At 71.0% G+C, this 23,311-nt stretch carries 20 protein-coding genes; 9 read left to right on the forward strand and 11 right to left on the reverse strand.

Translation table 11 applies throughout. The features are described 5' to 3' along the window. The first annotated feature begins 39 nt into the window (after positions 1-39). Both FKR81_RS02835 and FKR81_RS02840 read left to right on the forward strand, forming a co-directional pair. Entirely contained in the window at positions 40-1,227 is a 1,188-nt protein-coding gene (locus FKR81_RS02835; protein ID WP_146349304.1) for an acyl-CoA dehydrogenase family protein, read from the forward strand. Between the two features lie 42 nt (positions 1,228-1,269). Then, the gene (locus FKR81_RS02840; protein ID WP_146349305.1) at positions 1,270-2,493 is read left to right on the forward strand and encodes an MFS transporter; all 1,224 of its coding nucleotides are present in this window, start codon (positions 1,270-1,272) and stop codon (positions 2,491-2,493) included. Here FKR81_RS02840 and FKR81_RS02845 read toward each other — a convergent pair. Further along, entirely contained in the window at positions 2,414-3,313 is a 900-nt protein-coding gene (locus tag FKR81_RS02845) for an ArsR/SmtB family transcription factor (RefSeq protein ID WP_146349306.1), read from the reverse strand. The two genes, FKR81_RS02840 and FKR81_RS02845, sit on opposite strands and share 80 nt — an antisense overlap. Positions 3,314-3,370: 57 nt before the next feature. Here FKR81_RS02845 and FKR81_RS02850 point away from each other — a divergent pair, with 57 nt between their 5' ends. Next, on the forward strand, positions 3,371-4,558 hold the full coding sequence (locus FKR81_RS02850) for an MFS transporter (protein ID WP_146349307.1): 1,188 nt from the start codon (positions 3,371-3,373) through the stop codon (positions 4,556-4,558). Between the two features lie 54 nt (positions 4,559-4,612). Here the strand turns inward: FKR81_RS02850 and FKR81_RS02855 are convergent, their stop codons facing one another. Then, on the reverse strand, positions 4,613-4,957 hold the full coding sequence (locus FKR81_RS02855; protein ID WP_146349308.1) for an RNA polymerase-binding protein RbpA: 345 nt from the start codon (positions 4,955-4,957) through the stop codon (positions 4,613-4,615). Positions 4,958-5,405: 448 nt separating this feature from the next. Then, complete coding sequence (locus tag FKR81_RS02860) at positions 5,406-6,389, reverse strand: D-cysteine desulfhydrase family protein (protein WP_146349309.1); 984 nt, start codon at positions 6,387-6,389, stop codon at positions 5,406-5,408. 165 nt (positions 6,390-6,554) lie between these two features. On the opposite strand from FKR81_RS02860, the gene FKR81_RS02865 reads away from it, so the two are divergent. Both FKR81_RS02865 and FKR81_RS02870 read left to right on the forward strand, forming a co-directional pair. Next, entirely contained in the window at positions 6,555-7,355 is an 801-nt protein-coding gene (locus FKR81_RS02865) for a MerR family DNA-binding transcriptional regulator (RefSeq protein ID WP_146349575.1), read from the forward strand. Between the two features lie 139 nt (positions 7,356-7,494). After that, complete coding sequence (locus tag FKR81_RS02870) at positions 7,495-10,305, forward strand: GH92 family glycosyl hydrolase (RefSeq protein WP_146349310.1); 2,811 nt, start codon at positions 7,495-7,497, stop codon at positions 10,303-10,305. On the opposite strand, the gene FKR81_RS02875 is transcribed toward FKR81_RS02870, so the two are convergent. Genes FKR81_RS02875 through FKR81_RS02890 form a run of 4 tightly spaced genes read right to left on the reverse strand, consistent with a single transcriptional unit; the run spans position 10,278 to position 13,240 of the window. After that, complete coding sequence (locus tag FKR81_RS02875) at positions 10,278-10,748, reverse strand: group II truncated hemoglobin (protein ID WP_146349311.1); 471 nt, start codon at positions 10,746-10,748, stop codon at positions 10,278-10,280. The genes FKR81_RS02870 and FKR81_RS02875 overlap by 28 nt on opposite strands. A 27-nt stretch (positions 10,749-10,775) precedes the next feature. Continuing rightward, positions 10,776-11,408, reverse strand: coding sequence for a DUF1345 domain-containing protein (locus FKR81_RS02880; RefSeq protein WP_146349312.1), 633 nt, complete (start codon positions 11,406-11,408; stop codon positions 10,776-10,778). 54 nt (positions 11,409-11,462) lie between these two features. Further along, on the reverse strand, positions 11,463-12,125 hold the full coding sequence (locus tag FKR81_RS02885; RefSeq protein WP_146349313.1) for a response regulator: 663 nt from the start codon (positions 12,123-12,125) through the stop codon (positions 11,463-11,465). Beyond that, positions 12,122-13,240, reverse strand: a complete 1,119-nt coding sequence (locus FKR81_RS02890; RefSeq protein WP_146349314.1) for a sensor histidine kinase — start codon at positions 13,238-13,240, stop codon at positions 12,122-12,124. Before FKR81_RS02890 ends, FKR81_RS02885 begins: the two co-directional genes overlap by 4 nt. 195 nt (positions 13,241-13,435) lie before the next feature. Here FKR81_RS02890 and FKR81_RS02895 point away from each other — a divergent pair, with 195 nt between their 5' ends. Further along, entirely contained in the window at positions 13,436-13,849 is a 414-nt protein-coding gene (locus FKR81_RS02895) for a DUF6223 family protein (RefSeq protein ID WP_146349315.1), read from the forward strand. 9 nt (positions 13,850-13,858) lie between these two features. Here FKR81_RS02895 and FKR81_RS02900 read toward each other — a convergent pair whose 3' ends face one another. Together FKR81_RS02900 and FKR81_RS02905 are read right to left on the reverse strand one after the other, a co-directional pair. Further along, the gene (locus tag FKR81_RS02900) at positions 13,859-15,394 is read right to left on the reverse strand and encodes a tetratricopeptide repeat protein (RefSeq protein ID WP_146349316.1); all 1,536 of its coding nucleotides are present in this window, start codon (positions 15,392-15,394) and stop codon (positions 13,859-13,861) included. 19 nt (positions 15,395-15,413) lie between these two features. Continuing rightward, positions 15,414-15,782, reverse strand: a complete 369-nt coding sequence (locus FKR81_RS02905; protein WP_146349317.1) for a DoxX family protein — start codon at positions 15,780-15,782, stop codon at positions 15,414-15,416. Positions 15,783-15,842: 60 nt separating this feature from the next. Between FKR81_RS02905 and FKR81_RS02910 the strand changes: the two genes are divergently transcribed. Both FKR81_RS02910 and FKR81_RS02915 read left to right on the forward strand, forming a co-directional pair. After that, positions 15,843-16,460 carry a TetR/AcrR family transcriptional regulator gene (locus FKR81_RS02910; protein ID WP_146349318.1) on the forward strand — a complete coding sequence of 206 codons (618 nt, stop codon included), beginning with the start codon at positions 15,843-15,845 and terminating at the stop codon, positions 16,458-16,460. 39 nt (positions 16,461-16,499) lie between these two features. Next, on the forward strand, positions 16,500-19,553 hold the full coding sequence (locus FKR81_RS02915; protein WP_146349319.1) for an ATP-binding protein: 3,054 nt from the start codon (positions 16,500-16,502) through the stop codon (positions 19,551-19,553). Positions 19,554-19,958: 405 nt separating this feature from the next. On the opposite strand, the gene FKR81_RS02920 is transcribed toward FKR81_RS02915, so the two are convergent. Next, positions 19,959-21,143: a 4-hydroxybenzoate 3-monooxygenase gene (locus tag FKR81_RS02920; RefSeq protein ID WP_146349320.1), complete on the reverse strand. Its 1,185-nt coding sequence runs from the start codon at positions 21,141-21,143 to the stop codon at positions 19,959-19,961. Between the two features lie 31 nt (positions 21,144-21,174). Further along, positions 21,175-22,392, reverse strand: a complete 1,218-nt coding sequence (locus FKR81_RS02925) for an MFS transporter (RefSeq protein WP_146349321.1) — start codon at positions 22,390-22,392, stop codon at positions 21,175-21,177. Between the two features lie 93 nt (positions 22,393-22,485). Here FKR81_RS02925 and FKR81_RS02930 point away from each other — a divergent pair, with 93 nt between their 5' ends. After that, complete coding sequence (locus tag FKR81_RS02930) at positions 22,486-23,310, forward strand: IclR family transcriptional regulator (RefSeq protein ID WP_146349322.1); 825 nt, start codon at positions 22,486-22,488, stop codon at positions 23,308-23,310. Position 23,311: the final 1 nt, after the last annotated feature.

The following is a 23,311-nucleotide window of genomic DNA, read 5'->3' on the forward strand; positions in this document are numbered from 1 at the left end:
GTACTACCTCACGGCGCGAGCTGTTCCTAGCGTCGTGGCATGACACTGACGACTGAACCAATGCAGCGCGGGTCGGGGACCTACCCGACCTCCGTCCGTTCGGACGACACCCGCTTCGTCGGCCTCGCCGCGAAGATCGGCGCGATCGCCGCCGAGCACGCGGCGGAGCACGACCGCGACGCGACGTTCGTCCGCGAGGCTTACGACGCGATGCGCGCCGAGGGCTACCTGGCGCTCGCCGTACCCGAGGAGCTCGGCGGACTGGGCGCCACGATCCGCCAGGTCTGTTACGCGCAGGCCGAGCTGGCCCGCCACGACGGCGCGACCGGACTCGCCGTCGCCATGCACCAGTACCTGACGCTCGTGCAGCGCTTCCGCAGACGCAACGGAGCGGCGGACGCCGAGGCCGTGCTGCGGCGTGTCGCGTCCGACGGCATCGTGATCGCGACCAGCGGCGGGTCCGACTGGCTGTGGCCGACCACCACCGCCGTGGCCGACGGCGACGGGTACCGGATCAGCGGGCGCAAGGCGTTCTGCAGCCAGTCGCCCGGCGCGACCGTCGTGGCGACCTGCGCGACGTTCGGCGACGAGGTGCTGCACTTCAGCGTGCCGTTCGCGGCCGAAGGCGTGCGCATCGAGGAAACCTGGGACACGCTCGGCATGCGCGGCACCGCGAGCCACGACGTCGTGATGGACGACGTGTACGTGCCCGCGGACAAGATCGCCGGACGCCGCCCGTACGGTGAGTTCGGCGGACCGCTGCTGGCCGCCGTCGTCCACTTCGCACCGGTCGTCGGCGCCACCTACTACGGCATCGCGGCCGGCGCGCGTGACCTCGCTGTCGAGGCGGCCACCGGTGGCGCCAGGGGACCGCAGCCGCAGGCGCTGCTCGGCCGCGTGCAGCGTCAGGTCGGGCTCATGGACGCCCGGCTGCGCGTCGCGTGGTGGTCGCTGATGGGCGCCGTGGACGAGCTGGGCGACGACTACGCCGCGAGCCCGTCGACGCAGGCGACCGTGATGGTGGCCAAGCGCGAGGCGGTGCTGGCGGCGATCGAGGTCGTCGACCTCGCGATGGACGTGCTCGGCGGGCGGGCGTTCTTCAAGCGGTCACCGCTGGAGCGCGCTTTCCGCGACGTGCGGGCGGGCAAGTTCCACCCGCTCACGCCGGAGTCCACGCTGTCCTACGTCGGCAAGCTGTCGCTCGGAGATCCCGGCGTGACCGAGTAATCGGCTTGCGCCGTCCAGCGGCCCCTCGCGACGCTGGCCGGCATGAGTCGACGGGTGATCATGCTGCTGGCACTGGCCTGCGGCGTGGCCGTCGGCAACGTGTACTTCCCGCAGGCCATCAGCCCGCTGGTGGCTGACGGCCTGCGCATCCCGCCCGACTCGGCGGCACTGGTGGTGACCGCGGCGCAGCTCGGCTACGCCGCAGGCATCCTCCTGCTGGTGCCGCTGGGCGATCGGGTCCCGCACCGGACGCTGATCGTCACCCTGTTCGGGCTCACCGGGCTCGGACTGCTCGCCGCGAGCAGCACGTCCGCCCTGCCGCCTCTCTTCGGCGCGGGCGTGCTCGTCGGCGTGACGACGGTGATCGCGCCGATCATCGGTCCGATGGCCGCCGGTCTGGTCGCTCCCGACCGGCGCGGCGCGGTCAGCGGGATCATGCTCGCCGGGTCGATCGGCGGCATGCTGCTGTCGCGGACGTTCGGCGGTGTGCTCGGCGAATGGCTCGGCTGGCGGGCGCCGTACCTCGTGGCGGCGGTGCTCTCCCTGCTGATGGCGCTGGTGCTGGTGTTCGTGCTGCGCCGCAACGAGCCCGCGACGCGCCAGCCGTACCCGCGGCTGGTGCTGGAACCGTTGCGGCTGCTGCGGACCGAGCCCGCACTGCGGCAGTCGTGCCTCTACCAGGCGTTGACCTTCGGCGGCTTCTCCGCGGTGTGGACGAGCGTGGCGCTGCTGATCACCGGCCCGGCGTTCGGGCTCGGCGCGCAGACGGTCGGGGCGCTGGCACTGGTCAACGCGGCGACCATGATCGCCGCGCCGTTCGCGGGACGGCTGGTGGACCGGCGCGGCTCGGACTTCGTCAACACCGTGACCATGGCCGGCGTGCTCTTGTCGGCGTTCGTGCTGGTGCCCGGAGCGCTCGGCGGCGTGACCGGGATGGTCGCGCTGGTGCTCGGCACGCTGCTGCTGGACGTGGCGATGCAGTCCGGGATGATCGCCAACCAGATCCGGATCTACGCGCTGCGCCCCGAGGTTCGCAGCCGGCTCAACACCGCGTACATGGTGTGCGCGTACCTGGGCGGCGCCGCGGGCTCGTGGCTGGGCGCGCGGTCGTACGGGCTGTTCGGCTGGCTCGGCGTGTGCGGGCTGCTCGCGTTGCTGGCACTGACGGCTCTGGGACGGCACCTGCTCACCGGATCTCACCGCGCACCAGCGCCAGCCCCAGTGCCGTCCGCAGCGACACCACCTCACGTCCGTCACGGCGACTGACGACGAGCCCGGACGCCCGCAGCACGGCCAGGTGCTGCGACACCGCGCCGACCGTGACACCGACCCGCTGCGCCAGTTCGGACACCGTGCTGGGCCGCTCCAGCTCGTGCAGCAGCTTCGCGCGGGTCGCGCCGACCAGCTGCGCGAGCGAGGGCTCGACCTCGTGCCGTTCCCACAGCGAGCCGAAGCCGTGCGCGGGGTAGCAGAGCGCGAGCCGGACGGGGCTGTCGCGCAGGTAGCAGTGCGGCCAGATGAACGCCGACGGCACGAGCACCAGGTCGCGGTCGCCGATCAGGACGCGCTGCCCGCCGACCCGGATCTCCACCGGCCCCAGCGCCTCCACGTCCGCGTGCACCTCGGACAGCACGGCCTGCCCGCCCGCCTCGACGAGCCTGCGGCCACGCCGCTCCAGGTCGCCCTGGAGCACGCCTTCCAGCCGGGACCAGACCGGCGCGATGATCGCCTCGTGCGCGGCGCGCAGCTGTCGTTGCAGCGTCCTGATCGTGTTCGCGCGGTCGGTGAGCAGCAGGTGGCTGTACTCGTCGTTCGCCGCCCTGATCCGTTCCGGCGTCGCAACGCGGTTCAGTGCGGTGATCTCGGAGTCGATGGTGACCAGCCGCTTGTGCGGCGTCGGGATCAGGTACTCGGGGACGACGGGCTGCGCGACCATCCCGTGCAGCAACGCGACGTCCAGCGCGTCGAGCCTCGGCTCCGCCCACTCGACCCACCGGTGGTGCGCGGGCGACCGGTCCGGCGCGGCGAGCACGCGCAGCGCGGCGACGGTCTCCCACAGCGGCGAGACGGAGAAGCGCAGGGCCATCGTTTGAGCTGACCCTAAAACGTTCGAGTCCGCCACCGGTTTCGGCACCCTCATGACATGAATGCCTGGGGGCGGCTGCAGGCCGTGGCGGTGTCGAGTTCGGTTGGTCAGGGGTTGCTGATGACGGCGTTGCCGTTGCTCGCGGCGTCGCTCACGACGGATCCGCGGACGGTGTCGCTGGTGAAGGCGGTGGGGCAGTCGCCGTGGCTGCTGCTGTCGTTGTTCGTGGGGGTGTTGATCGACCGGGTGCGGCGCACGTATGTGCTCGCGTTCGCGTGGATTGTGCTCGCCGGTGCCGCGCTGGTGCTGGCGGTGTCGGGGTTGTCGATCTCGTTGTTGCTGGTGGTGGCGTTCCTGGTGTCGACGTCACAGGTGCTGGGGGAGTCGGCGACCGGCGCGCTCATCCCGTCGGTGGTGGAACCGGCCCGGCTGCCGGGGGCGAACGCCCGGCTGCTCGTGATCGACCAGGGGCTCGTGCACTTCGTCGTGCCGCCGGCCACCGGGTTCGTGCTCGCGTTCGGTGCCGGTGCGCCCGCGTGGATCGCTCTTCTGGCCGCGGTCGCGGCCTTCCTGCTGACCCGTGGCGTCCCGTCGCCGCCCGCGGTGCCGTCCGACCGGCATCCGCTGCGGGACATGACCGAGGGTCTGCGGTACCTGGTGCGCACCCGGCTGCTGCGGTCGATCACGTTCATGGTCGCCGTCGGGTCGTTCGCGACGAGCGCGACCACCGCGGTGCTGGTGCTCTACGCGAAGGAGATCCTGCACCTGGGGAACTTCGGGTACGGCGTGCTGCTGGCCTGCATGGCCGCCGGGTGGGTGGTGATGTCGTTCTTCGTCGACCGGATCGTCACGCGCTTCGGCTACGCGTGGTCCATGCGCGTCGCGCAGGCCAGCGGAATCCTGCACGCGTGGCTGCTCGCAGCCGTGCCGCCGTGGCCGTGGCTGGTCGGCCTGGTGCTCTTCTCGGTGACCAGCACCACGCTGGTGTGGAACGTCTGCTCGCAGTCGAGCAGGCAGCGGTTCACGCCCGCTCCGCTGCTCGGGCGGGTGCTGACCGGGCACAAGATGCTCGCCTGGGGGCCGATTCCGCTCGGTGCGCTGGCCGGTGGGTTCGTGGCCGCGGAGTTCGGGCTGCGGTCGGTGTGGGTGATGCAGGGCGTGCTGTTCGCAGTCGGGCTGGCGCTGGTGTGGCGGATCCTGTCGCCCGCCTCGTTCCGGGAGGCGGAGCTCGCCGCGGCTTCGTGAGGGCACACAAAAGGCCGCCCCGGCATCTCACCGGGGCGGCCCTCGTGTCTGTGGTTACGCCGTGCGGGTGCGGCGGCCGCGGAGCTCCTCCAGCCGCTCGTCCAAGAGCTCCTCCAGCTCAGGGATCGTGCGACGCTCCAGCAGCATGTCCCAGTGGGTGCGCGGCGGCTTGGTCTTCTTCACCTCGGGCTCGAGGCCGTCGATGATCTTGGACTCGGAGCCGTGCAGACGACACTCCCACATCGCGGGGACTTCGGCGTCGTCCGAGAACGGCACCTCGAAGTCGTGCCCCTTGGGACAGGCGTACCGCGCTGCCCGGCGCGGAGCGAGATCGTGATTGCGGTCGGTCTCGTAGCTGACTGCTCCGAGCCGGCTACCACGTAGAACGCGGTCGGCCATGGCGGTGTCCTTTCGCTCGGCTCAGGGCCGGGGCCCAGGCTTCGTGCTCACCGAGTGCAACGCCCGGATTGCTCCGTTCGTTCCCGGCTCGCTTCTCATGGTCGCCCACAGTGACGTCTTTCACTCGTCAACGAAGGCTTCCTACTAATGGATGCGATCGCCACAGGATCGTGACGCGTTATCAAGCTTGTGCGTTGATCCATCACTCTATCGGCCTAGTCCACCGACGATAAGCCGGTTGCCAGTTGTGCTTGCAAACACTTTCTGCGACGTCAGAGCCGTGTTAACTCCCACGGTGGTGACACGAGCAAAGCGTCTCATTACGTAAAGTAGTTGACGTGTCTTCGGGCACAGTGCGGACTCTCCGTGGTCAACTCGTGGTTCTGCGTGTCCGTGGGGATACCCAAGTCACGAGTAATTCACCCGTCCGGTTCGCCACCGGGCGGGCTCACGCCTCGGCGGACGTGATCGCGTCCGGCAGGTAGCCGTACAAACCGGGCAACCCGCCGGTGTGCAGGAACACGATCGGCAGCTCCTCGCCCGCCGCACGCCGGGCGAGCGCCGCCGCTGCCTTCCCCGAGTAGACCGGGTCCAGCAGCACGCCCTCGGTCCGCGCGAACAACCGCAGCGCGGCCCACATGTCGTCGGTCGGCACGCCGTAGCCGGGGCCGACGGTGTCGTCGCTGAACTCGACGTGGCCGAGATCCGGCATCGGCGTCTTCAGCAACTCGGCCGCGTCCCGAGCGAGGCCGTTGAGCTCGGCCACCGTATCGCTCACCGGGTGCGACACGCTCGCCGCGTGCACCCTGCCCGGCCACCCGAGCAACGCGGTGCCGAGCGCGATGCCCGCGGCCGTCGCGCCACTGCCCTGCGCCACGTACACCTTGGCCCGGTCGATGCCTCGTTCGCCGAGCTGGCCGACCAGCTCGACGGCGGCCGCCACGTACCCGAGCGCGCCCAGTCCGTTGGACCCGCCGACCGGCAGCGTGACCGCCCTGTCGTGGTTGATCTTCCGGTAGACCTCGTCGGCTTCGTCGGCGGTGCGGCAGATGTGCACCTCGGCGCCGAAGAAGCGCTTGAGCACGATGTTGCCGGACTGCTCGTACGCGTCCCCCGTGCGCGGCACCTTGGCCGTCAGGATCAGCACGCACCGCAGGCCGAGCTTCGCGCACGCGGCCGCCGTCTGCCTGCCGTGGTTGGTCTGCAGCGCGCCGAACGTGATGACCGTGTCCGCGCCCTCCTCGATCGCCGCACCGAGCAGGAACTCGAGCTTGCGGAGCTTGTTGCCGCCCGCGCCGAGCCCGTTGACGTCGTCCCGCTTGATGAGCACCGGCGGGCCGCCGAGCGCCTCGGTCAGCCGCGGCGCCTCCTCCAGCGGGGTGGGCCAGTGGCCCAGTGCGACGCGGGGGAACGCTCTCAGGTCGACGGTCATGGGCTCATCGTGGCGTACAGGTCGTCGAAGCGCTCCAACGCGGTCAGCCGTGTGATCGGCGACCTCTCGACCATGTGTCGCCGGACGTCGTTCCGCTTCGCGCTGGCCGGGGCTGTGATGCCGGTTGGACTCCGCCCCAGGGGGAGACTCCACACTGGGCGCGTGATGACCATCGGGGAGTTCGCGCAGCTGACCGGCCTCAGCGTGAAGGCGCTGCGGCTGTACGACGAGCAGGGGCTGCTGGTGCCGGCCGAGGTCGACCAGTGGTCGCGGTACCGCCGCTACGCGGGCGCACAACTGGCGGACGCGGTGCGGCTCAAGGCGATGCGCGCGGCGGGCGTGAGTCTGGTGGACGCGCAGAGGCTGCTCGCGGGGGAGGACGTGCTCGGCGAGCACCGGCGGCGGCTGGCCGAGGAGCGGGAGCGGCAGGACGCCGCACTGGTCGCGCTGGAGGCGTTGCTGGACGGCCGGACGGCGTGGCGCGCCGAGGAGCGAGAGGCGCCTGCGCAGCATTGGGCGGGCGTGGTGATGAAGATCGAAGAAGACGACGATGACACCGAGCAGGCCAACGAGGCGTTCGCCGGGCTGTGGAAGGCGCTCGCGGCGCAGGGCAACGCGCCGGCCGGGGCGTTCTGGTCGTCGATGCGCGCCGCCGGGGAGACGGTCGAGCTGCTGTGCTGCTGGCCGGTCGCGCGACCTGTGGAGCAGGGCTGGGAGGTGCCCGGTCTCGTCGTGGAGTCGGGGACGCTGCCTGCGGGTCCCGAGCTGGTGGTGCGGTGGCGGCACGACGACCCGGTGCCGCTCGTGGACGGGGCAGCGCACCCGGCGGTGCTCGCGCTGCTGGCCGACGCGGAGGAGCGCGGCGTCGACGCCGACCTCGCGCGGCTGCGGCAGATCGGGGTGATCGAGGACGGGGAGGCGGTCGGTGTCGAGGTCTCGATCCCGTTGCGGGAGAGCGGTGGATGACAACGATGACTGCGAATGCCGCAGCTGACTACGGGGTTGGGGGTAAGCGTTCACCGCCAGGGAAAATTCTGTCCTAACGGACAAGAGACGCCTGCGAGTACGACCGAGACGGGGGGCAAACTCGGAGAGGCGGCGGCGGATGCTCTCAACGAACTCCCTGTTGCGACGACTCGCGATCGCGGGACTCGTCGTGACACTCGGCGCGGTGGTTCCGGTGACCACCGCGGGCGCGGCACCGGTCGACAACCCGGCCGGGCTCGTCAACACGCTCATCGGCACCTCCAACAACGGTGAGACCTGGCCCGGCGCGGACACCCCGTTCGGCATGGTGCAGTGGAGCCCGGAGAACACCAACGGGAACCAGACGCGGACCACCTCACCGGGCGGCTACACCTACGACGCCACCAGGATCAGAGGCTTCGCGCTGACCCACCTGTCCGGCACCGGGTGCGCGGGCGCGTCCGGTGACGTGCCGTTCCTGCCGTTCGTCGGCGAGGTCAGCTCGTCGCCGACGGCGGACACCAGGGACGCGGTCTACGCGAGCAACTTCTCGCACACCAACGAATCCGGTAAGGCCGGCTACTACCGCGTGAAGCTGAACTCGGGCGTCGACGTCGAGCTGAGCGCCACGACGCGCACCGGCTCCGGCCGGTTCACCTACCCCGACGGCACCGCGAGCATGTTGCTGCGCACGTCCAACTCGGAGGTCGGCAGCAGCGCGGCGGTCACGAACATCGACGCGGCGAACCGCACCATCAGCGGCTCGGTCACCAGCGGCAACTTCTGCGGCTACATCAACCAGATCGGCAGGCGCAGCTACTACACGCTGCACTACACCGTCACCTTCGACAAACCGTTCTCCACCACGGGAACCTGGCAGAACTCGAGCCTGCGACCGGGCACGACCAGCGCGTCGGGCGGCACCACGTACGGCACGGACGGCTGGCCGGTGGCCGGTCAGGGTTCCGGTGGCTACGTGACGTTCGACCTCAGCTCCGGCCGCACGGTCAACGCGCGCGTCGGCATCTCGTACGTCAGCCTCGCCAACGCGCGAGCGAACCTCGCGGCCGAGAACCCGGCGGGCACGACGTTCGACAGCGTCCGGCAGCGCGCGCACGACGCGTGGAACACCGAGCTGGGCAGGCTCGAGGTCACCGGCGGCACGACCGCGCAGCAGACCACGTTCTACACGGCCGCGTACCACTCGTTGTTGCATCCCAACGTCTTCAGCGACGTCAACGGCCAGTACACCGGCATGGACCAGCAGGTGCACGCGGTGTCCGGCGGGCAGCGGGCGCAGTACGCGAACTTCTCCGGCTGGGACGTCTACCGCGGCCAGCTGCAGCTGGTGACGCTGCTGCGGCCGGACGTGGGTGGTGACGTCGCCCAGTCGCTGCTGAACCAGGCCACCCAGAACAACGGCGTGTGGGACAGGTGGACGCACAACCAGGGCGGCACGCACGTCATGACCGGCGATCCCGCGCACGCGTCACTGCCGAGCATCTACGCGTTCGGCGGCACGAACTTCGACGCGTCGGGTGCGTTGAACTCGATGATCCACGCGGCCACCAACGTCACGCCCGAGGACCTCAGCCGCGACGGCTGGAACGTCATGGTCGTCGGCGAACGGCCGTCGCTCGACAAGTGGCTCTCGATCCACTACATCCCGACCAACGGCAACGCGTGGGGCGGCGCGGGGGAGACGCTGGAGGTCTCGGTCGCCGACTTCGCGCTGAGCCAGCTCGCGCAACGGCTCGGTTCGTCGCGCCACCAGGAGTTCCTGGCCCGCGGTCAGTACTGGAAGAACACGTTCAACCCGGCCCGCGGCTACATCCAGAACCGCAACACCAACGGCACGTGGCCCGCGCACAACCCGGCGAGCGACAACGGTTTCGCCGAGGGCAGCTCGGCGCAGTACACATGGATGGTGCCGCACAACCCCAAGGGCCTGTTCGACCTGATGGGCGGCAACGCGGCCGCGACCACGCGGCTGGACAACTTCTTCCACGACGTCGACGGCAGCTGGGCGTTGACCGGGAAGGGCGGGCTGAAGGCGGAGATGGACAACGAGCCGTCGGTCACCGCGCCGTGGCTCTACAACTTCTCCGGCAGCCCGTACAAGACCCAGGAGACGATCCGCGAGGTCGTGAACACGCTGTGGTCCAACAGCCCCGGTGGCATCCCCGGCCAGGACGACCTCGGCGCCATGTCCGCGTGGTACGTCTTCGCGGCCATGGGCATGCACCCGCTGACGCCCGGCCGGGCCGAGATGCTGCTGGCCGCGCCGCTGTTCCCGCGGATCGTCGTGCACCGCGGCAACGGGGCCACGCTCACCCTGTCCGCTCCTGGAGCGGCCCCGAACAACAAGTACATCCGCGGGCTGCGGGTGAACGGCGCGGTGTCCACGAAGCCGTGGCTGCCCGAGTCGTTCCTCGCGGGCGGCACGGCCGACTTCACGCTCGGCACCACGCCCGACACGTCGTGGGGCAGCGCGCCCGCCGACGCGCCCCCGTCGTTCGACACCGGCGGTGGCCCGTCTCCGACGAACCTGGCGCTGAACAAGCCGGCGACCGCCGACTCGGCGTGCGCGTCGAGCGAGTCGGCGCCGATGGCCAACAACGGCAGCGTGAACGACAAGTGGTGCTCCCTGGGCGCCGACAAGTGGTGGCGCGTCGACCTCGGACAGACCCGAACGCTGTCCTCGGTGCGGCTGCACCACGCGGCCGCGGGTGGCGAAGCTGCCGAGTGGAACACGCGTGACTTCGACGTCCAGGCGTCCGGCGACGGCACGACGTGGACGACGATCGCCGCGGTGCGCGGCAACTCCGCCAACGTCTCGACGCACGCGGTGACCGCGAGCGGCCGGTACGTCCGGGTGCGCGTGCTGGCGCCCGAGCAGGACGGCGGAGGTGCGGCCCGGATCTACGAGATCGAGGTGTTCGGGACCTGACCGTCCCACGACCACCGCGGCATCGGCCTGCCCGGCGACACGGTGTCCGGTTCCGGATACGACAGGACCTCGGCCACCGCCCACTCCATGTACGCCCGCAACGCGGCGCGGAACTCGAGGTCGCCGGGCAGGCCCGCGTCGTCGGCGGCCAGCACGAAGCACTCGACGAACCGGCGGCCGAGATCGCTGATGTCGCCGTTGCCGGAGTGCATCACGAGCACGCCCGAGTGGTCGCCGCACTCCGCGCTGTAGGTGGGTGGCCCGCCCATGACCTCCGCCCAGTACGCGGCCAGCCGTTCGACGTGCTGGGGGTGCTGGTCGGGGTGGGAGAACGGGTGGTTCAGCTCGGGGTCGCGCAGGCACCGCGCGTGGTGTGCCCGCGCCAGTTCGACGAACGCGGGCCCGCCACCGGCGAACTCGTACAGCGTCGGCCGGGATTCCATGTGCGCCAACCTAACCCGTGTGCCCGCTCAGCGGGCGACCTCGCCGGCCACGAGGTTGATGGTGGTGGCCAGGATGCTGGTGCCGAACACGTAGGACAGCAGCGTGTGCCGCAGCACGACGGCGCGGATCGTCGAGCTCGAGACGGCCGTGTCCGAGACCTGGTAGGTCATGCCGAGGTTGTAGCTGAAGTAGAGGAAGTCCCGATAGGCCGGCGTGGCGTGGGAGTTGAAGTCGATCCCGCCCGCGGACGTGCAGTAGAGGTGCGCGTAGCGGGTGGCGTACATCAGGTGCAGCGCCGCCCACGCCATGAAGACGCCGGCGAGCGCGGTGCCCGCCGCGGCCTGAGCGGTGGCGGAGTGACCGCGCAAGAGCAGCACCACGATGCCGACGAGGCCGCAGAGAGCGACCGCGACCACGGCGATCTCATCGTTGACGGGCCTGAAGTCCTCACGTTCGACGGTGCGGCGGGTGGCGGTGGCGTTCATCGGCCACAGCACGACCCAGCCCGCCACCACGAAGATCGTCTCGGTCGCGGCGATACCGGCGAGGACGCCCAGCGGCACGTCGTTGAGGACGCCGACGAGCACACCCGTCAGCGTGCCGACGACCACCGAGGCGGCGAGCCGGTTGACGGCCGACAGCAGCAGCGAGGTCTTCATCGGCCAGGACAGTAGCGGCGGGGCGGGAACAACGGCGGCGACACGCTGCGGACGTCAGGAGCTGTGCGGGACCACGAGGCCGGACTCGTAGGCGAGGACCACGAGCTGAGCGCGGTCGCGGGCGTGGAGCTTGGTCATGGCTCGGTTGACGTGGGTTTTCGCGGTCAGCGGGCTGATCACCATGCGGTCGGCGATCTGGCTGTTGGACAGGCCCTGCGCGACCAGGACGACGGCCTCGCGTTCGCGGTTGGTCAGTTCTTTCAGCCCCGCGCGGGTACCGGTGTCGAGCGGCTGGCTCACGAACCGGTCGATCAGCTTGCGGGTGATCGACGGTGCGAGCAGGGCGTCACCTCGCGCGGCGACGCGGATGGCGTGCAGGAAGTCCTCCGGCTCGATGTCCTTGACGAGGAACCCGGCGGCGCCGGCGCGCAGCGCGTTGAAGACGTGTTCGTCCAAGCCGTAGTTGGTCAGGATGACCACGTGCACACCGGCCAGGGCCGGGTCCGCGGCGATGCGCCGGGTCGCCTCGATGCCGTCGACGACGGGCATCTGAATGTCGATGAGCGCGATGTCGGGCAGGTGTTCCCTGGCCAGCGCCAGGCCCTGGCCGCCGTCGGCTGCCTCGGCCACCACCTCGATGTCGTCCTCGACGTCGAGGAGTGCGCGGAATCCGCTGCGGATGAGCGGCTGGTCGTCGACCAGCAGGACGCGGATCACGGCGCTGGATCCACGGGGAGTTCGGCTTGGACGGTGAAGCCGCCCTCACTGCGCGGTGCCGCCCGCAGGTCACCACCGAGTGCGGTGACCCGTTCGCGCATCCCGAGCAGCCCGACGCCGGGCACCGGCGCGGTGTCCGGAGTGGCGCTGCCGTCGTCGTCGACCTGGATGACCAGGGCGCCGGGACGGTAGTCGATCCGGACCGACGCGGTGGCCGCGGCGGCGTGACGGGCGATGTTGGTCAGCGACTCCTGGACGATCCGGTAAGCGGTCCGGTCCACCGCGGCCGGCACGTCGTTTCGGTGTCCTTCGATCGTCAGCGTCGCGTCCAGGCCGGTTGTCCGGGCCCGTTGCACGAGTTCCGGGACGTGGTCGAGCCCGTGCGGAGGGTTCTTGTCGTCGTCGCGCAGCGCCTCCAGGGTCGCGCGCAGTTCCCTGGCCGCCTCACGACCGGCCTCCCGGATCGCCAGCAGGGCGTCCGGCACCTGTTCACCCCGCTTGCGGGCCAGGTGGACGGCGACCTCGGCCTGCACCTTGATGACGGAGATCTGGTGGGTGAGCGAGTCGTGCAACTCCCGCGCGATGTGCAGCCGCTCCTCGTCGGCGCGCCGCAGCGCGGTCTCCTCGCGGGTGCGCTCGGCCTCGTCCGCCCGGTGCTCGGCCTGCCGCAGCGCCTCACCCGCCGCACCGGCGGCGATCAGCCAGGCCAGCTGCAGGGCGTCGCGAGCCTGTGTGAACGCCTCGCCGACGGGCAGGCCGCGGGGCGAGAGCAGGAGCGCGAGCGGAAGCGCGGCCAGCATGATCACCGAACCCGCCACCGCGACGACGCGGTGTCCCGCCCGAACAGCGAAGTACACGGCGAACAGGTACGCGACGGCAGGCACGTCGAAGCCGATGGCCTGGTAACCCAGCGCGCACGCCGCGGTCACGGCCAGCACGGTGATCGGAGCCCACCGGCGCGCGGCCAGCGCCAGGCCGCCGGCTGTCAGCAACACGTAGCCCAGCGGGGCGAAGTTCGTGGCGGGGTGGTGGCCGGACAGCGCGGAGAACAGCAGCATCGCCGCCACGCCGACGGCGATCGCCCAGTCGCTGACGGCGATCCGTCCCCTGCTCATGCGTGCACCCTAGCCACATGTCCGGGCGGGCGACTCCTGCGCGCGGATGATCAACCGCATACCGCGCACGCAGTACTTTCGCGGCTCCTGCGGCGTCGGTGGGAGCGCGAATTGCCTGCGTCCGCACAACGACGAGCGTTGGTGCCCGCGGACAGGATCAGGGGCGTCCAGTCGTAGGAGGAGAAGGAGCACCTCATGTCCGTCCGTCGCCTGCTCACCGCCGTCGCCCTCGTCGGACTTCTCGTGCTCGCCACACCGGCGGCCGCGCAGGCCTTGGTCCAGCCGGCCGGGGTCGGTGCCTACACCTTGACCGCCGGGCGTCTCTGGTCACTGGTGGCCGCGCTGCTGGGGCTGGCCGGGGTGGTCGTCGGAGTACTGGCGCTGGCGCGTCCCGCCTCCTGGCGGCGCCGGGCCGTCGTGGCTCTGGTGGCCGGGCTGGCAGGCGCGGTCATCGGTGGGCTGGTCGTGGCCGCCGCCGAGGGTGGTCCTGGCACCGGCTACGGAATAGTCGGGGGTTTCGTGGCCCTGGTGGTGGGGCTCATCAGCATGGGCCTCGGTGGGCTGGCGCTTGTCCGTTCCCGCCGCAGCGGCCGAGCGGTGACCGGTTGACAGTCGCAGTCAGTGTCCACTTGGCGCTGTGCGGACCTCGTTCGCGGTCGTGGTCGCGCGGTTGAGTTCGCGTGTGTAGCGGTCGGGGTTGATCGCGACGAGCCGCCGGTGCATCTCGACCGACTCGGCGGCGGCCGCCTGGGCCTCGGCGTGTTCTCCGCGCTTGGACCGGACGATGGCGTGGTCGGTCAGCGCGTCGGCGAGCAGCGGGGCGTACTCGTACGGGTCGGCGGCGTGCCATTCCCGGTACTCGGCGAGTGAGCGCAGCGAGGCGGCCAGCGCCTCGTCGAGCCTGCCGACCCGCGCCGCGGCCACGCCGAAGGTGTTGCGCGCCAATGCCAGGCTCTCCGGCTTCTCGTACAGCTCAACGGCTTTCGCCGCCGCGTCGACGGCCTCCTGGTCCGCGTTGCGGCTGAGCAGTGCGCTGGCCCGGTTGGTCCACGCCCGCGCGAGCTCCGTGCGTCCCATCGAGGTGTGCTCGTACTTCCGCGCGATCGTGATGGCCTCGGTGTTCGCCGCGAGTGCCTCGTCGAGCCGGTCCAGGTCGTGCAGCCGCGAGCCGAGGCCGATCAGCGCCACTGCCAGCCGCAGTTCGGTCTTCATGACCACGGCACGGCCCTCGGCGTTCGCGACGAGTGCGCGGTAGCGGTCGACCGACTCCTGCGCCGCGGCCAGCGCCTCGTGGTCGAGTCCCAGCGCGCGCAGCCGGTTGGCGTGGTTGTTGAGCACGCCGGCGAGATGACCGAGGAACTCCGGCTCACCCTTGCGCTCGGCTCGCTGCCGAATGATCCGCACGCCCTCGGTGTGCGACGTCCGCGCCTCGTCGAGCCTGCCAAGGCGCAGCTGCAGGATGCTGAGCTCGCCGAGCGCGGTGTAGCAGCGGACCGCCTCCTCCCACGGCTGCTGGCGCCAGAACGCCGCGGCTTCGGCCGCCGCATCGCACGCCAGCGCGTACTCGCCGATGACGACGAGCCGACGGGCGTGCTCGGCCTGCGCGTGCGCCAGGCCGTAGCCGGGAGGCGCGCCCTTCTTGATCGGCTTCTGCTCGCGCAGCTCGGCGACCGACTCGCCGGCCGACCGCGCGGACTCCTCGTGCCTGCCGAGTTCGCCGAGGATGTGGGTGATCCAGTACTTGGCCGAGTTGGCGGTCTCGACGCTGTACTTTCCGGGGGCGGAGAGCTCCACGCTGACCCGCCGCTCCTCCTCGGCGATCGGCAACGCCTCTTCGTACAACTTCAGCCGGATCAGGGTGGTGCGCAAGGCTTTGAGCACCGACCGCAAGGCCTGCCGGTCTTCGAACGCACGCCGCAGCTCGAGCTCTTCGAAGTACGCGCGCCGGGCGAGATCGTCCCAGCCCAGTTCCTCGTAGGACTCGCCGAGGAAGTTGAGCGCGCGGGGCAGCGCATCCCGCTGAGGCCAGGTGTCGCGAGGCGTGTCGCGCAGCTCCTCGACCACGTCCATCTGGATGCGGATCACCCGGTACGCCTGGTCCGGGTGGCCGTTCTCCGGCTTGCGGTGCCAGATGTCCTGGCGTTGCACTCGCACGATCACACGGCAGTGGATATCACGCGTGGGCCGATGCCGTCCCGAGTGTCGCGAGATCGCCGCGGCACGCCCACGCGACCGCTGCGGCGGCCACCGCGGGGAGTCCGCAGTAGAGCGTCGCCCACGCCATGTCGTGGCCGAGCATCGCGTGGACCGTGCCTGCGGACACCATGATCGTGAAGATGCCGACCGCCCCGACGGCTCGGGTCCGCGGGACGAGCAGCAGGACGCCCGACAGCAGCTGGGTGATGGCCGCGCCGGTGCGCAGCCACATCGGCACACCCCACCCGGCGAACATCTCCTGGTCGAACTCGACGGGTAACAGCCTGATGGCGCCGAGCCCGGCGAAGAACACGCCGAGCACGAGCGCGGTGATGCGAACGAGCATGACGCCCCCCCTGAGTTGACAGGCGTTAAGTTAACGGGTGTTCAGTTATAGTGTCGACCGATGAGCACCGAACCACGCCGCCGCAACCGCAAGGGGCAGGGTGAGCTCCTCCGCCAGGAGCTGATCGACGCGGCCGCGGCGGCCCTGCGCGAGACGGGGGACGAGAACGGCCTGTCCATGCGCGAGGTGGCGCGGCGGGTGGGTGTCACGCCGCCCGCGGTCTACCTGCACTTCCCGAACAAGGAGGCGCTCGTCGACGCCGTGCTCACCGATCGCTTCACCGCGTTGCTGATCCGGCTGCGCGACGCGACCGCCGGAGTGCCGGACCCGGTGGTGTCGCTGCGCGCCGGTTGCCTCGCGTACCTGCGCTTCGCTGCCGAGGACCCCGGCTCGTACCGGGTGCTGTTCGGCGGGCGCTCGGCGATGTCGTTCGACGACGCGGACCTGGGCGCCCAGTCGGGTGGACCGGCTTTCGGCGCGCTCGTCCGCGGGGTCACCGGCTGTCAGCGGGTCGGAGCGATCCCGCCGGGTGCCCCGGAGGACGTGGCCAGGCTGCTGTGGATCGCGCTGCACGGCACTGCGACCCTCACCCAGGCCCGCCCGTCGTTTCCGTGGCCTCCGGTGGAAGACCTGCTCGACGACCTGCTGGCGCGTGTCGCCGGGCTCGAACAGGAGTAGTAGTCGACTCGAAGCTCGTGACGGTCATCTGGGGGAGAGATGCGTGGAGTTCGATTCGGTGTGCTGGGGCCGGTGACGGTCTGGCGCGACGGTGAGGTCATCACGCCCACGTCGGCCACCCAGCGCGCCCTGCTCGGTGTGCTGCTGCTCGCGGAGAACCGGCCGCTGTCGACCGACCGCCTGGTCGCCGTGCTCCGGCAGGGGGACGGCCTCAACGACGCGCGCGCATGGGTGCACGTGGTGGTGTCCCGGCTGCGGACGTGGCTGGCCAAGGCCACCGACCAGACGGTGACCGTGTCCCGGCAGACGGACGGCTACCTGTTGCGGGCCGCGGAGGAGTGCGTCGACCTGCTGACGTTCCGCGGACTGCACGCCGAGGCGACCGCGGCGGACAGCTCGGCGAGGCAGGCCGACCTGTGGGACGAGGCGCTGGCGCTCTGGCGCGGCCCCGCACTGGCCGACGTGGCCGCCGCGCTGCACGACGACGCGCTGACCGTGCAGACCGACGCGCTCCGGGTCGGGGCCGCACTCGGGTTCAGCGAGGCCGCGCTGGCGACCGGCCGGCCGCAGCGGGCCCTGCCGTGCGTCATCGAACTGGCCGCCGCGCATCCGCTGGACGAACGGCTGCACGCCGCATGCGCGCTGCTGCTGGCGGGGAGCGGCAGGCAGAGCGAGGCGCTGCACCTCATCGAACGCACCCGCGAGCGGCTCGCCAGCGAGCTGGGCATCGACCTGGGCGAGCACCTTCGCGAGGCCCAACTGCTGGTGCTCCGCCAGCAGGCGATGCCCGAGGTCCGGGTCGTGCGAGAGACACCGCCCGCGGTCCGCTGGCGTGGTCCGCGGCCGGACGTGGCCGCGCTCGTCGGACGGGACCGCGATCGCCAGGCGCTGGAGAACGCGCTCGGCCACCGCAGGTTCGTCATGGTCACCGGACCCGGTGGGTGCGGCAAGACCGCGCTGGCCATGGATCTCGCCAAGAAGGCCGAGCCGCGGTTCACCGACGGCGTCGCGGTCGTCTGCCTCGCGTCGTTGAGGTCGTTCGACGAGATCGTCACCGCCTTCGCGTCGCTGATGGACGTGTCCGCCCCGACGATCGACCAGACCGCGGCGGCGCTGACGCACGCGCTCGCCCAGCGGCACCTGCTGATCGTCCTGGACAACTGCGAACACCTCGCCGCCGAGTGCGCGCGGTTCACGCGGTTGATCGCCGACCACGCACCGCGGGTCGTCGTCCTCGCGACCTCACAACTGCCGCTGGGCGTCGTGGAGGAGTGGGTCTGGCCGCTGGGCACGCTGGAGGTGCCCGCGGAGGGCACGCGGGTCGATCCCGGCACACCCGCCGTGGCTCTCTTCCTCCGGCGTGCGCTCGAGGCGCTGCCCACCTTGAACGCGAGCGACTCCGACCTCGAGCTGGTCGGCAGACTGTGCCGGGGGCTGGACGGCCTGCCACTGGCCATCGAGCTGGCGGCGGCCAGACTGCGGGCGTTGTCCATCGCCCAGCTCGTGCACCGGCTGACGGACAACCTGTCCATTTTGGACGGTCCTGGGCGGACGCTCACCGCGACGATCGACTGGTCCTACCGGCTGCTGACCGAGGACGAGCAGCGGTTGCTCACCAGGCTGTCGGTGTTCCGCGGCAGCTTCTCACTGCGGTCAGCCGAGGCCGTGTGCGGTGACCACGTGCTACCGGTGCTCGTCTCCCTGGTCGAACGCTCACTGGTGCTGGCCCGCGACACCAACGGATCCGAACGCCGGTACGTCCTGCTGGCCGCGGTGCGAGAGTTCGCCGCCGACCGCCTGGCCGACCGCGACGCGACGCACGACCGCCTGCTCGACCACTGGCTCGCGGAGGGCCGTGCGGTCGACGCGCTGCCCCACTACCGCGACCGCATGGAGCGGGCGCGGGCGCTGATGGACGACGGCGAGAACATCAGGGCCGCGCTCGACCACGGCTTCGGTGGCACGCGGCAGGCCGACGCCGCCGAGACCGTGGTCAGGCTGGCGTCGTTCTGGCTGGCCAACCGCGCCCACCTCGGCAGCAGCGAAGTCCGCATGCGGCAGGCGATCGAGCACGCCGGGCTCTGCACACCGGAGGTCCGCGGTCTGCTGACCTACCAGTCGGCGGTGCGGCGGGCGCTGCGCGAGGACTACGTCGGAGCGCGGCAGGAGATGGCCGCCGCGCTGCCGAGGATCGCCGCGAACCGGCAGCGCGAGTACCGCGACGGCCTGGTGTCCCTCGTGACCAACGGCCGGTTCGTGCTGAACCCGATTGTCCTCGAACAGATCCCGGCCACGCTCGTCGCGTTGCCGGGGGACCTGGACGGCGACGAGCCGTCGACCGCTCTCACCGCCTGCGCCGGGGCGTACGGCACCTGGGGCCGCTTCGCCGACGCGGTCGAGCTGTGCGCGAGGTACGCGGCCCGAGCGGCCCGGCGCGGCACGCCGTTCTCGGTGAGCCATCAGGTGGTCAGGGCCGAGATCGCGATGGGGACGGGCGCGATCGACGAGGCGGTCTCCTGGTCGCGCCTGCTGACCGAGCAGCTGCCGGGTGCGGGCAGTCCGCTGGAACAGGAGCCCGCCCGTCGTGCCATCGCGCTGATTCTCCTGACCACCGGCGAGAACGAGGCGGCCGCCGAGTTCCTCACCGAGTCGATCTCCGAGCTCGACCGCCGCTACCCGCCCGAGCACGCGCGCGGCAGTGCGCACCTCGGTGTGCTGCTGGCGCAGGCGCAACGGCGGGCAGGCGATCCCGAGCAGGCCCGCGACTCCCTCGCCAAGGCGCTCTCGCAGGCCGTCCGCCGGACGCATCTGCGGGTGGGGTTCACCGGGGCGCTGGCGGCCGCGCTCGTCGCGGCCGATCTCGGTGACGGGGAGCGGAGTCGTGAGCTGACGCGGGGCTGGGACACCCTGCGGCGCCGGATCGGTCTGCCCGTGCCGCTCGGTTTCGCTGACGCCCCAACGGTTCTGGGGTTCTCCGACGGTGCCTGCGGCACGCCGGACCCGTCGTGGAACTGGTGTGCCGAGGAGCTGCAGGAGGTCATCGACGGGGCACACCGCTGGGCGGTGGGCCTGAACCAGCTGCAAGCGTTCTGAAAGACGGCCTCCCTACCCTCGCGCTCGGTTCGCGGCAGTTGAGGTGCCGCGCGGCACGGAACTGGGGATGACATGAGGAAACGAACGGTCGGCGCTCGACTACAAGAAACCGAAGGACGGCAGCACGGCGTTGCCGGTCATCCGGTTGCCCGCGGCCGATCCCGCACGGCGGATCGGCTCGCTCTTCGTCAACCCCGGCGGGCCAGGAGGGTCCGCTGTGGACGTCGTGCGGGCGGCGAAGGACCGGCGCGCTCGACCAGGCGCTCGGGCGGTTCCTCGACTGGTGCCGGGCAACGGGGTGCGCGTTCGGCGCCGGTGATCCCGAGGCGGCTCACCAGCGCCTGGTCGACAAGCTCGAGGCCGAGCTGGTCGGCGATCGCGCTGCGCCGGCTTTCGGTTGCTCGTTCACGACCTGGGCCAGCCGGTGTAGGCCTCGGCGAGGTAGCGCTTGCCGTGCTCCGACCCGACGACCGCCGCCAGCTCGCCGAGCTGGCGGTGCACGTCGAAGTCCGACGCGCCGGGCAACGCGTGCAGCATCGTGGTCATCCAGTAGGAGAAGTGCTGCGCCTTCCAGACCCGGTCGACCGCCCGGCCGGTGTAGGTGTCCAGTGCCGACCAGTCGTGCTTGAGCACCGCGCGCTCCACCACTTCGGCGAGCACGCGCACGTCCGCCAGCGCCAGGTTGAGTCCTTTCGCGCCGGTCGGCGGCACCGTGTGCGCGGCGTCGCCGGCGAGGAGCAGGTTCCCGTGCCGCATCGGCTCGCACGTGTAGGACCGGAACGGCAGCACGGTCCGGGCGAGTATCCGTCCCTCGGTCAGCGCGAAGTCGTCCTCGCCCGCGAGCCGCGCCTGCAGCTCCGACCAGATCCGGTCCTCGGACCAGTCGTCGGCCGACTCGTCAGGCGAGCACTGGAAGTACATCCGCTGGATCGCGTCGGTGCGCCGGCTGACGAGTGCGAAACCGCGCTCGGACCGGCAGTAGATCAGCTCGGGAGCGCTCGGCGGAGCCTCGCACAGGATGCCGAACCACGCGAAGGGGTACTGCCGGAAGTACTCCTTGCGGTCCGCCACCGAAGCGCGCGTCGTGCTGTGCGAACCGTCCGCGCCCACCAGCACCGCGCACCGCACCTCGTGCCGCACGCTTTTGCTGTCCGTGAAGAGCATCGCGGGGCGGTCGCTCGTCACGTCCACCACGGCGGTGTCCGTCACGGAGTACCGGACGTCGCCGCCGTCGCGTTCACGCGCGGCCGCGAGGTCGGCGAACACGTCGGTCTGCGGGTACAGCCACGTCGACGCGCCGACGAGGGCCTGGAAGTCGATCCGGTGGCTGACCCCGTTGAAGCGCAGGTCGATGCCCTGGTGCTCGTGGCCGTCGCGCAGCACGCGGTCCGACACACCCGAGTCGACCAGCAGTCGCACGCTGTCGCGCTCGAGGATGCCCGCCCGGTGGGTGTGCTCGATCTGGTCGCGGGAACGGGACTCGACGACGACCGACTCGACACCGGCGACGTGGAGCAGGTGGGAGAGCATCAGTCCGGCCGGTCCGCCCCCGACGATGCCGACCGTGGTGCTGGAGACGATGCGGGACATGGTGCCTTCCTTCAACGGGAACGTGGCGCGCTCACGCGGTGTGCCCGTGTGCCGGAACGGTCAGCAACGCGAGGACGGCGAGCACGGCCGCGAACGCGAACGCGTAGAAGCCCCACGGATAGGCTAGTCCCGCTGACACCAGTGCGCCGCCGAGGAACGGGCCGATGATCGCGCCGATCCGCCCGACCCCCGCGGCGAGGCCGAGCGCGGTCCCGCGGACCTCGCTCGGGTACAGGTGGCCGACGAAGGCGTACACCAGCACCTGGGCGCTGAACACGAAGACGCCCGCGAGGAACACCGCCGCGTACACCAGCACCTGCGTCTGCATCCTGATCGAAAGCAGGGCGAGGAACACCGCGGCCACGCCGAACCACACCAGCACCGTCGGCTTGTTCCCCCGCGCGTCGGAGACCCGCCCTGCCACCAGCAGGCCGGTGACCGCGCCGAGGTTCAGCGTCAGCAGCAGGCCCAGCGAGGCGCCGAGTGAGTAGCCGGCCTGCCCCATGATCTTGGGCAGCCACGTGTTGAGGCCGTAGACCAGCAGCAGTCCCATGAACGACGCGACCCAGATGCCGATGCCGATGCGCAGGTAGCGACCGCGTACGACCTTCGACGTCGCCGAGACGTCCGGCCGCCGCTCCACCGCAAGGAAGGCCGCGGACTCCGGGAGTTTGATCCACATCAGCGGCAGCGTGAGCAGGCCGGCCACCCCGCCGATGACGAACATCGCCTGCCAGCCGAACTCGGGGATCACCACGATCGCCAGCAACGCGGTGAGCACCGCTCCCACGTGGTAGCCGGTCATCATCATGGTCACCGCCGAGCCCCCGCGGCCTCGTGGTGCGTACTCGGTCATGAACGCCAGAGCGGTCGGCAGGCAGGCGCCGAGGCCGAGGCCGCCGAGGAAGCGGAGCACACCGAACGCAGCGACGTTCGGCGCGAACGCGATGGCCAGTGTCAGCACGGAGAAGGCCGCGATGCAGGCCATCAGCGTCGTTCGCCTGCCGAACCGGTCGGTGAGCGGTCCGACCGCGACCGCACCGATTCCCACGCCGACCAGGCCGACCGTCGCGACCAGCGTCAGCGACGCCGCGTCGAAGCCGAGGGCCTTGTTCTTGTCCAGCACGGGGATCACGGCGCCGAGCACGACGAGGTCGAACCCGTCCAGCGCGACGGCGAGCCAGCACAGGAACACCGGCCATCGGCCGTGCGTGCGTTGAGCGGACGTCGTCGGGGTCGTCGCTGACATGTGACGCTCCTGTTCCTGCGGCGAATGCAGGAATGGTGGCCGTCGTCACGTCGGTGGTGGTAGACAGTTCTTCCACTCAGCGGAAGGCCGACGATGTCCGGCAACACCGGCGACGACGGACGATCGGTGACCTCGCGGGTGCTCGGCATCCTCGACGCGTTCGACATCGAGCACCCCCGGCTGACGCTGTCCGACATCGCCCGGCGCGCGAGCCTCTCGCTGACGACCGCGCACCGGCTGGTCGGTGAGCTCACCGAGTGGCGTGCGCTCGAGCGCGGTGAGGACGGCCGGTACAGCATCGGCCTGCGGCTCTGGGAAGCCGGTCTGCTCGGTCCGTTGCACACCCGGCTGCGTGAGATCGCGATGCCGTTCCTGCAAGGTCTCTACGAAGCGACCAGGGAGAACGTCCACCTCGCCGTCCGCGACGGGAACGAGGCGCTGTACGTGGAGAAGCTGAGCGGACACCGGTCGGTGCCGATCGTCTCGCGCACCGGTGGCAGGCTGCCCCTGCACACCACCGGTGTCGGCAAAGCCTTGCTGGCGTGGGAGACCTGCGACCACGTCGACCAGTACCTGGCACACCCGTTGGCGCGACTGACGCGCTATTCGATCTCCGAGCCGGGCAGGCTTCGCAAGGACCTCCAGCGCATCCGATCACGCGGCTACGCGACGACGCAGGAGGAGATGACGCTCGGCAACTGCTCGGTCGCATGCCCGATCCTCGACGCCGAAGGGCGCCCCATCGCGGCGGTCGGCGTCGTCGTGCACACCGTGCGGGTGGAACCCGATCGGCTGGCGCCGCCGATACTCGCCGCGGCCAAAGGCATCGCCGACCGGCTCGCCGCCGCGGGCGACGACCCGTATCCGGGCTACGTGCACGACCTGGACCTCACGAAACGGATGAGGCGTCGCAGCTGAG

Source organism: Lentzea tibetensis, assembly GCF_007845675.1.
Lineage (GTDB): Bacteria > Actinomycetota > Actinomycetes > Mycobacteriales > Pseudonocardiaceae > Lentzea > Lentzea tibetensis.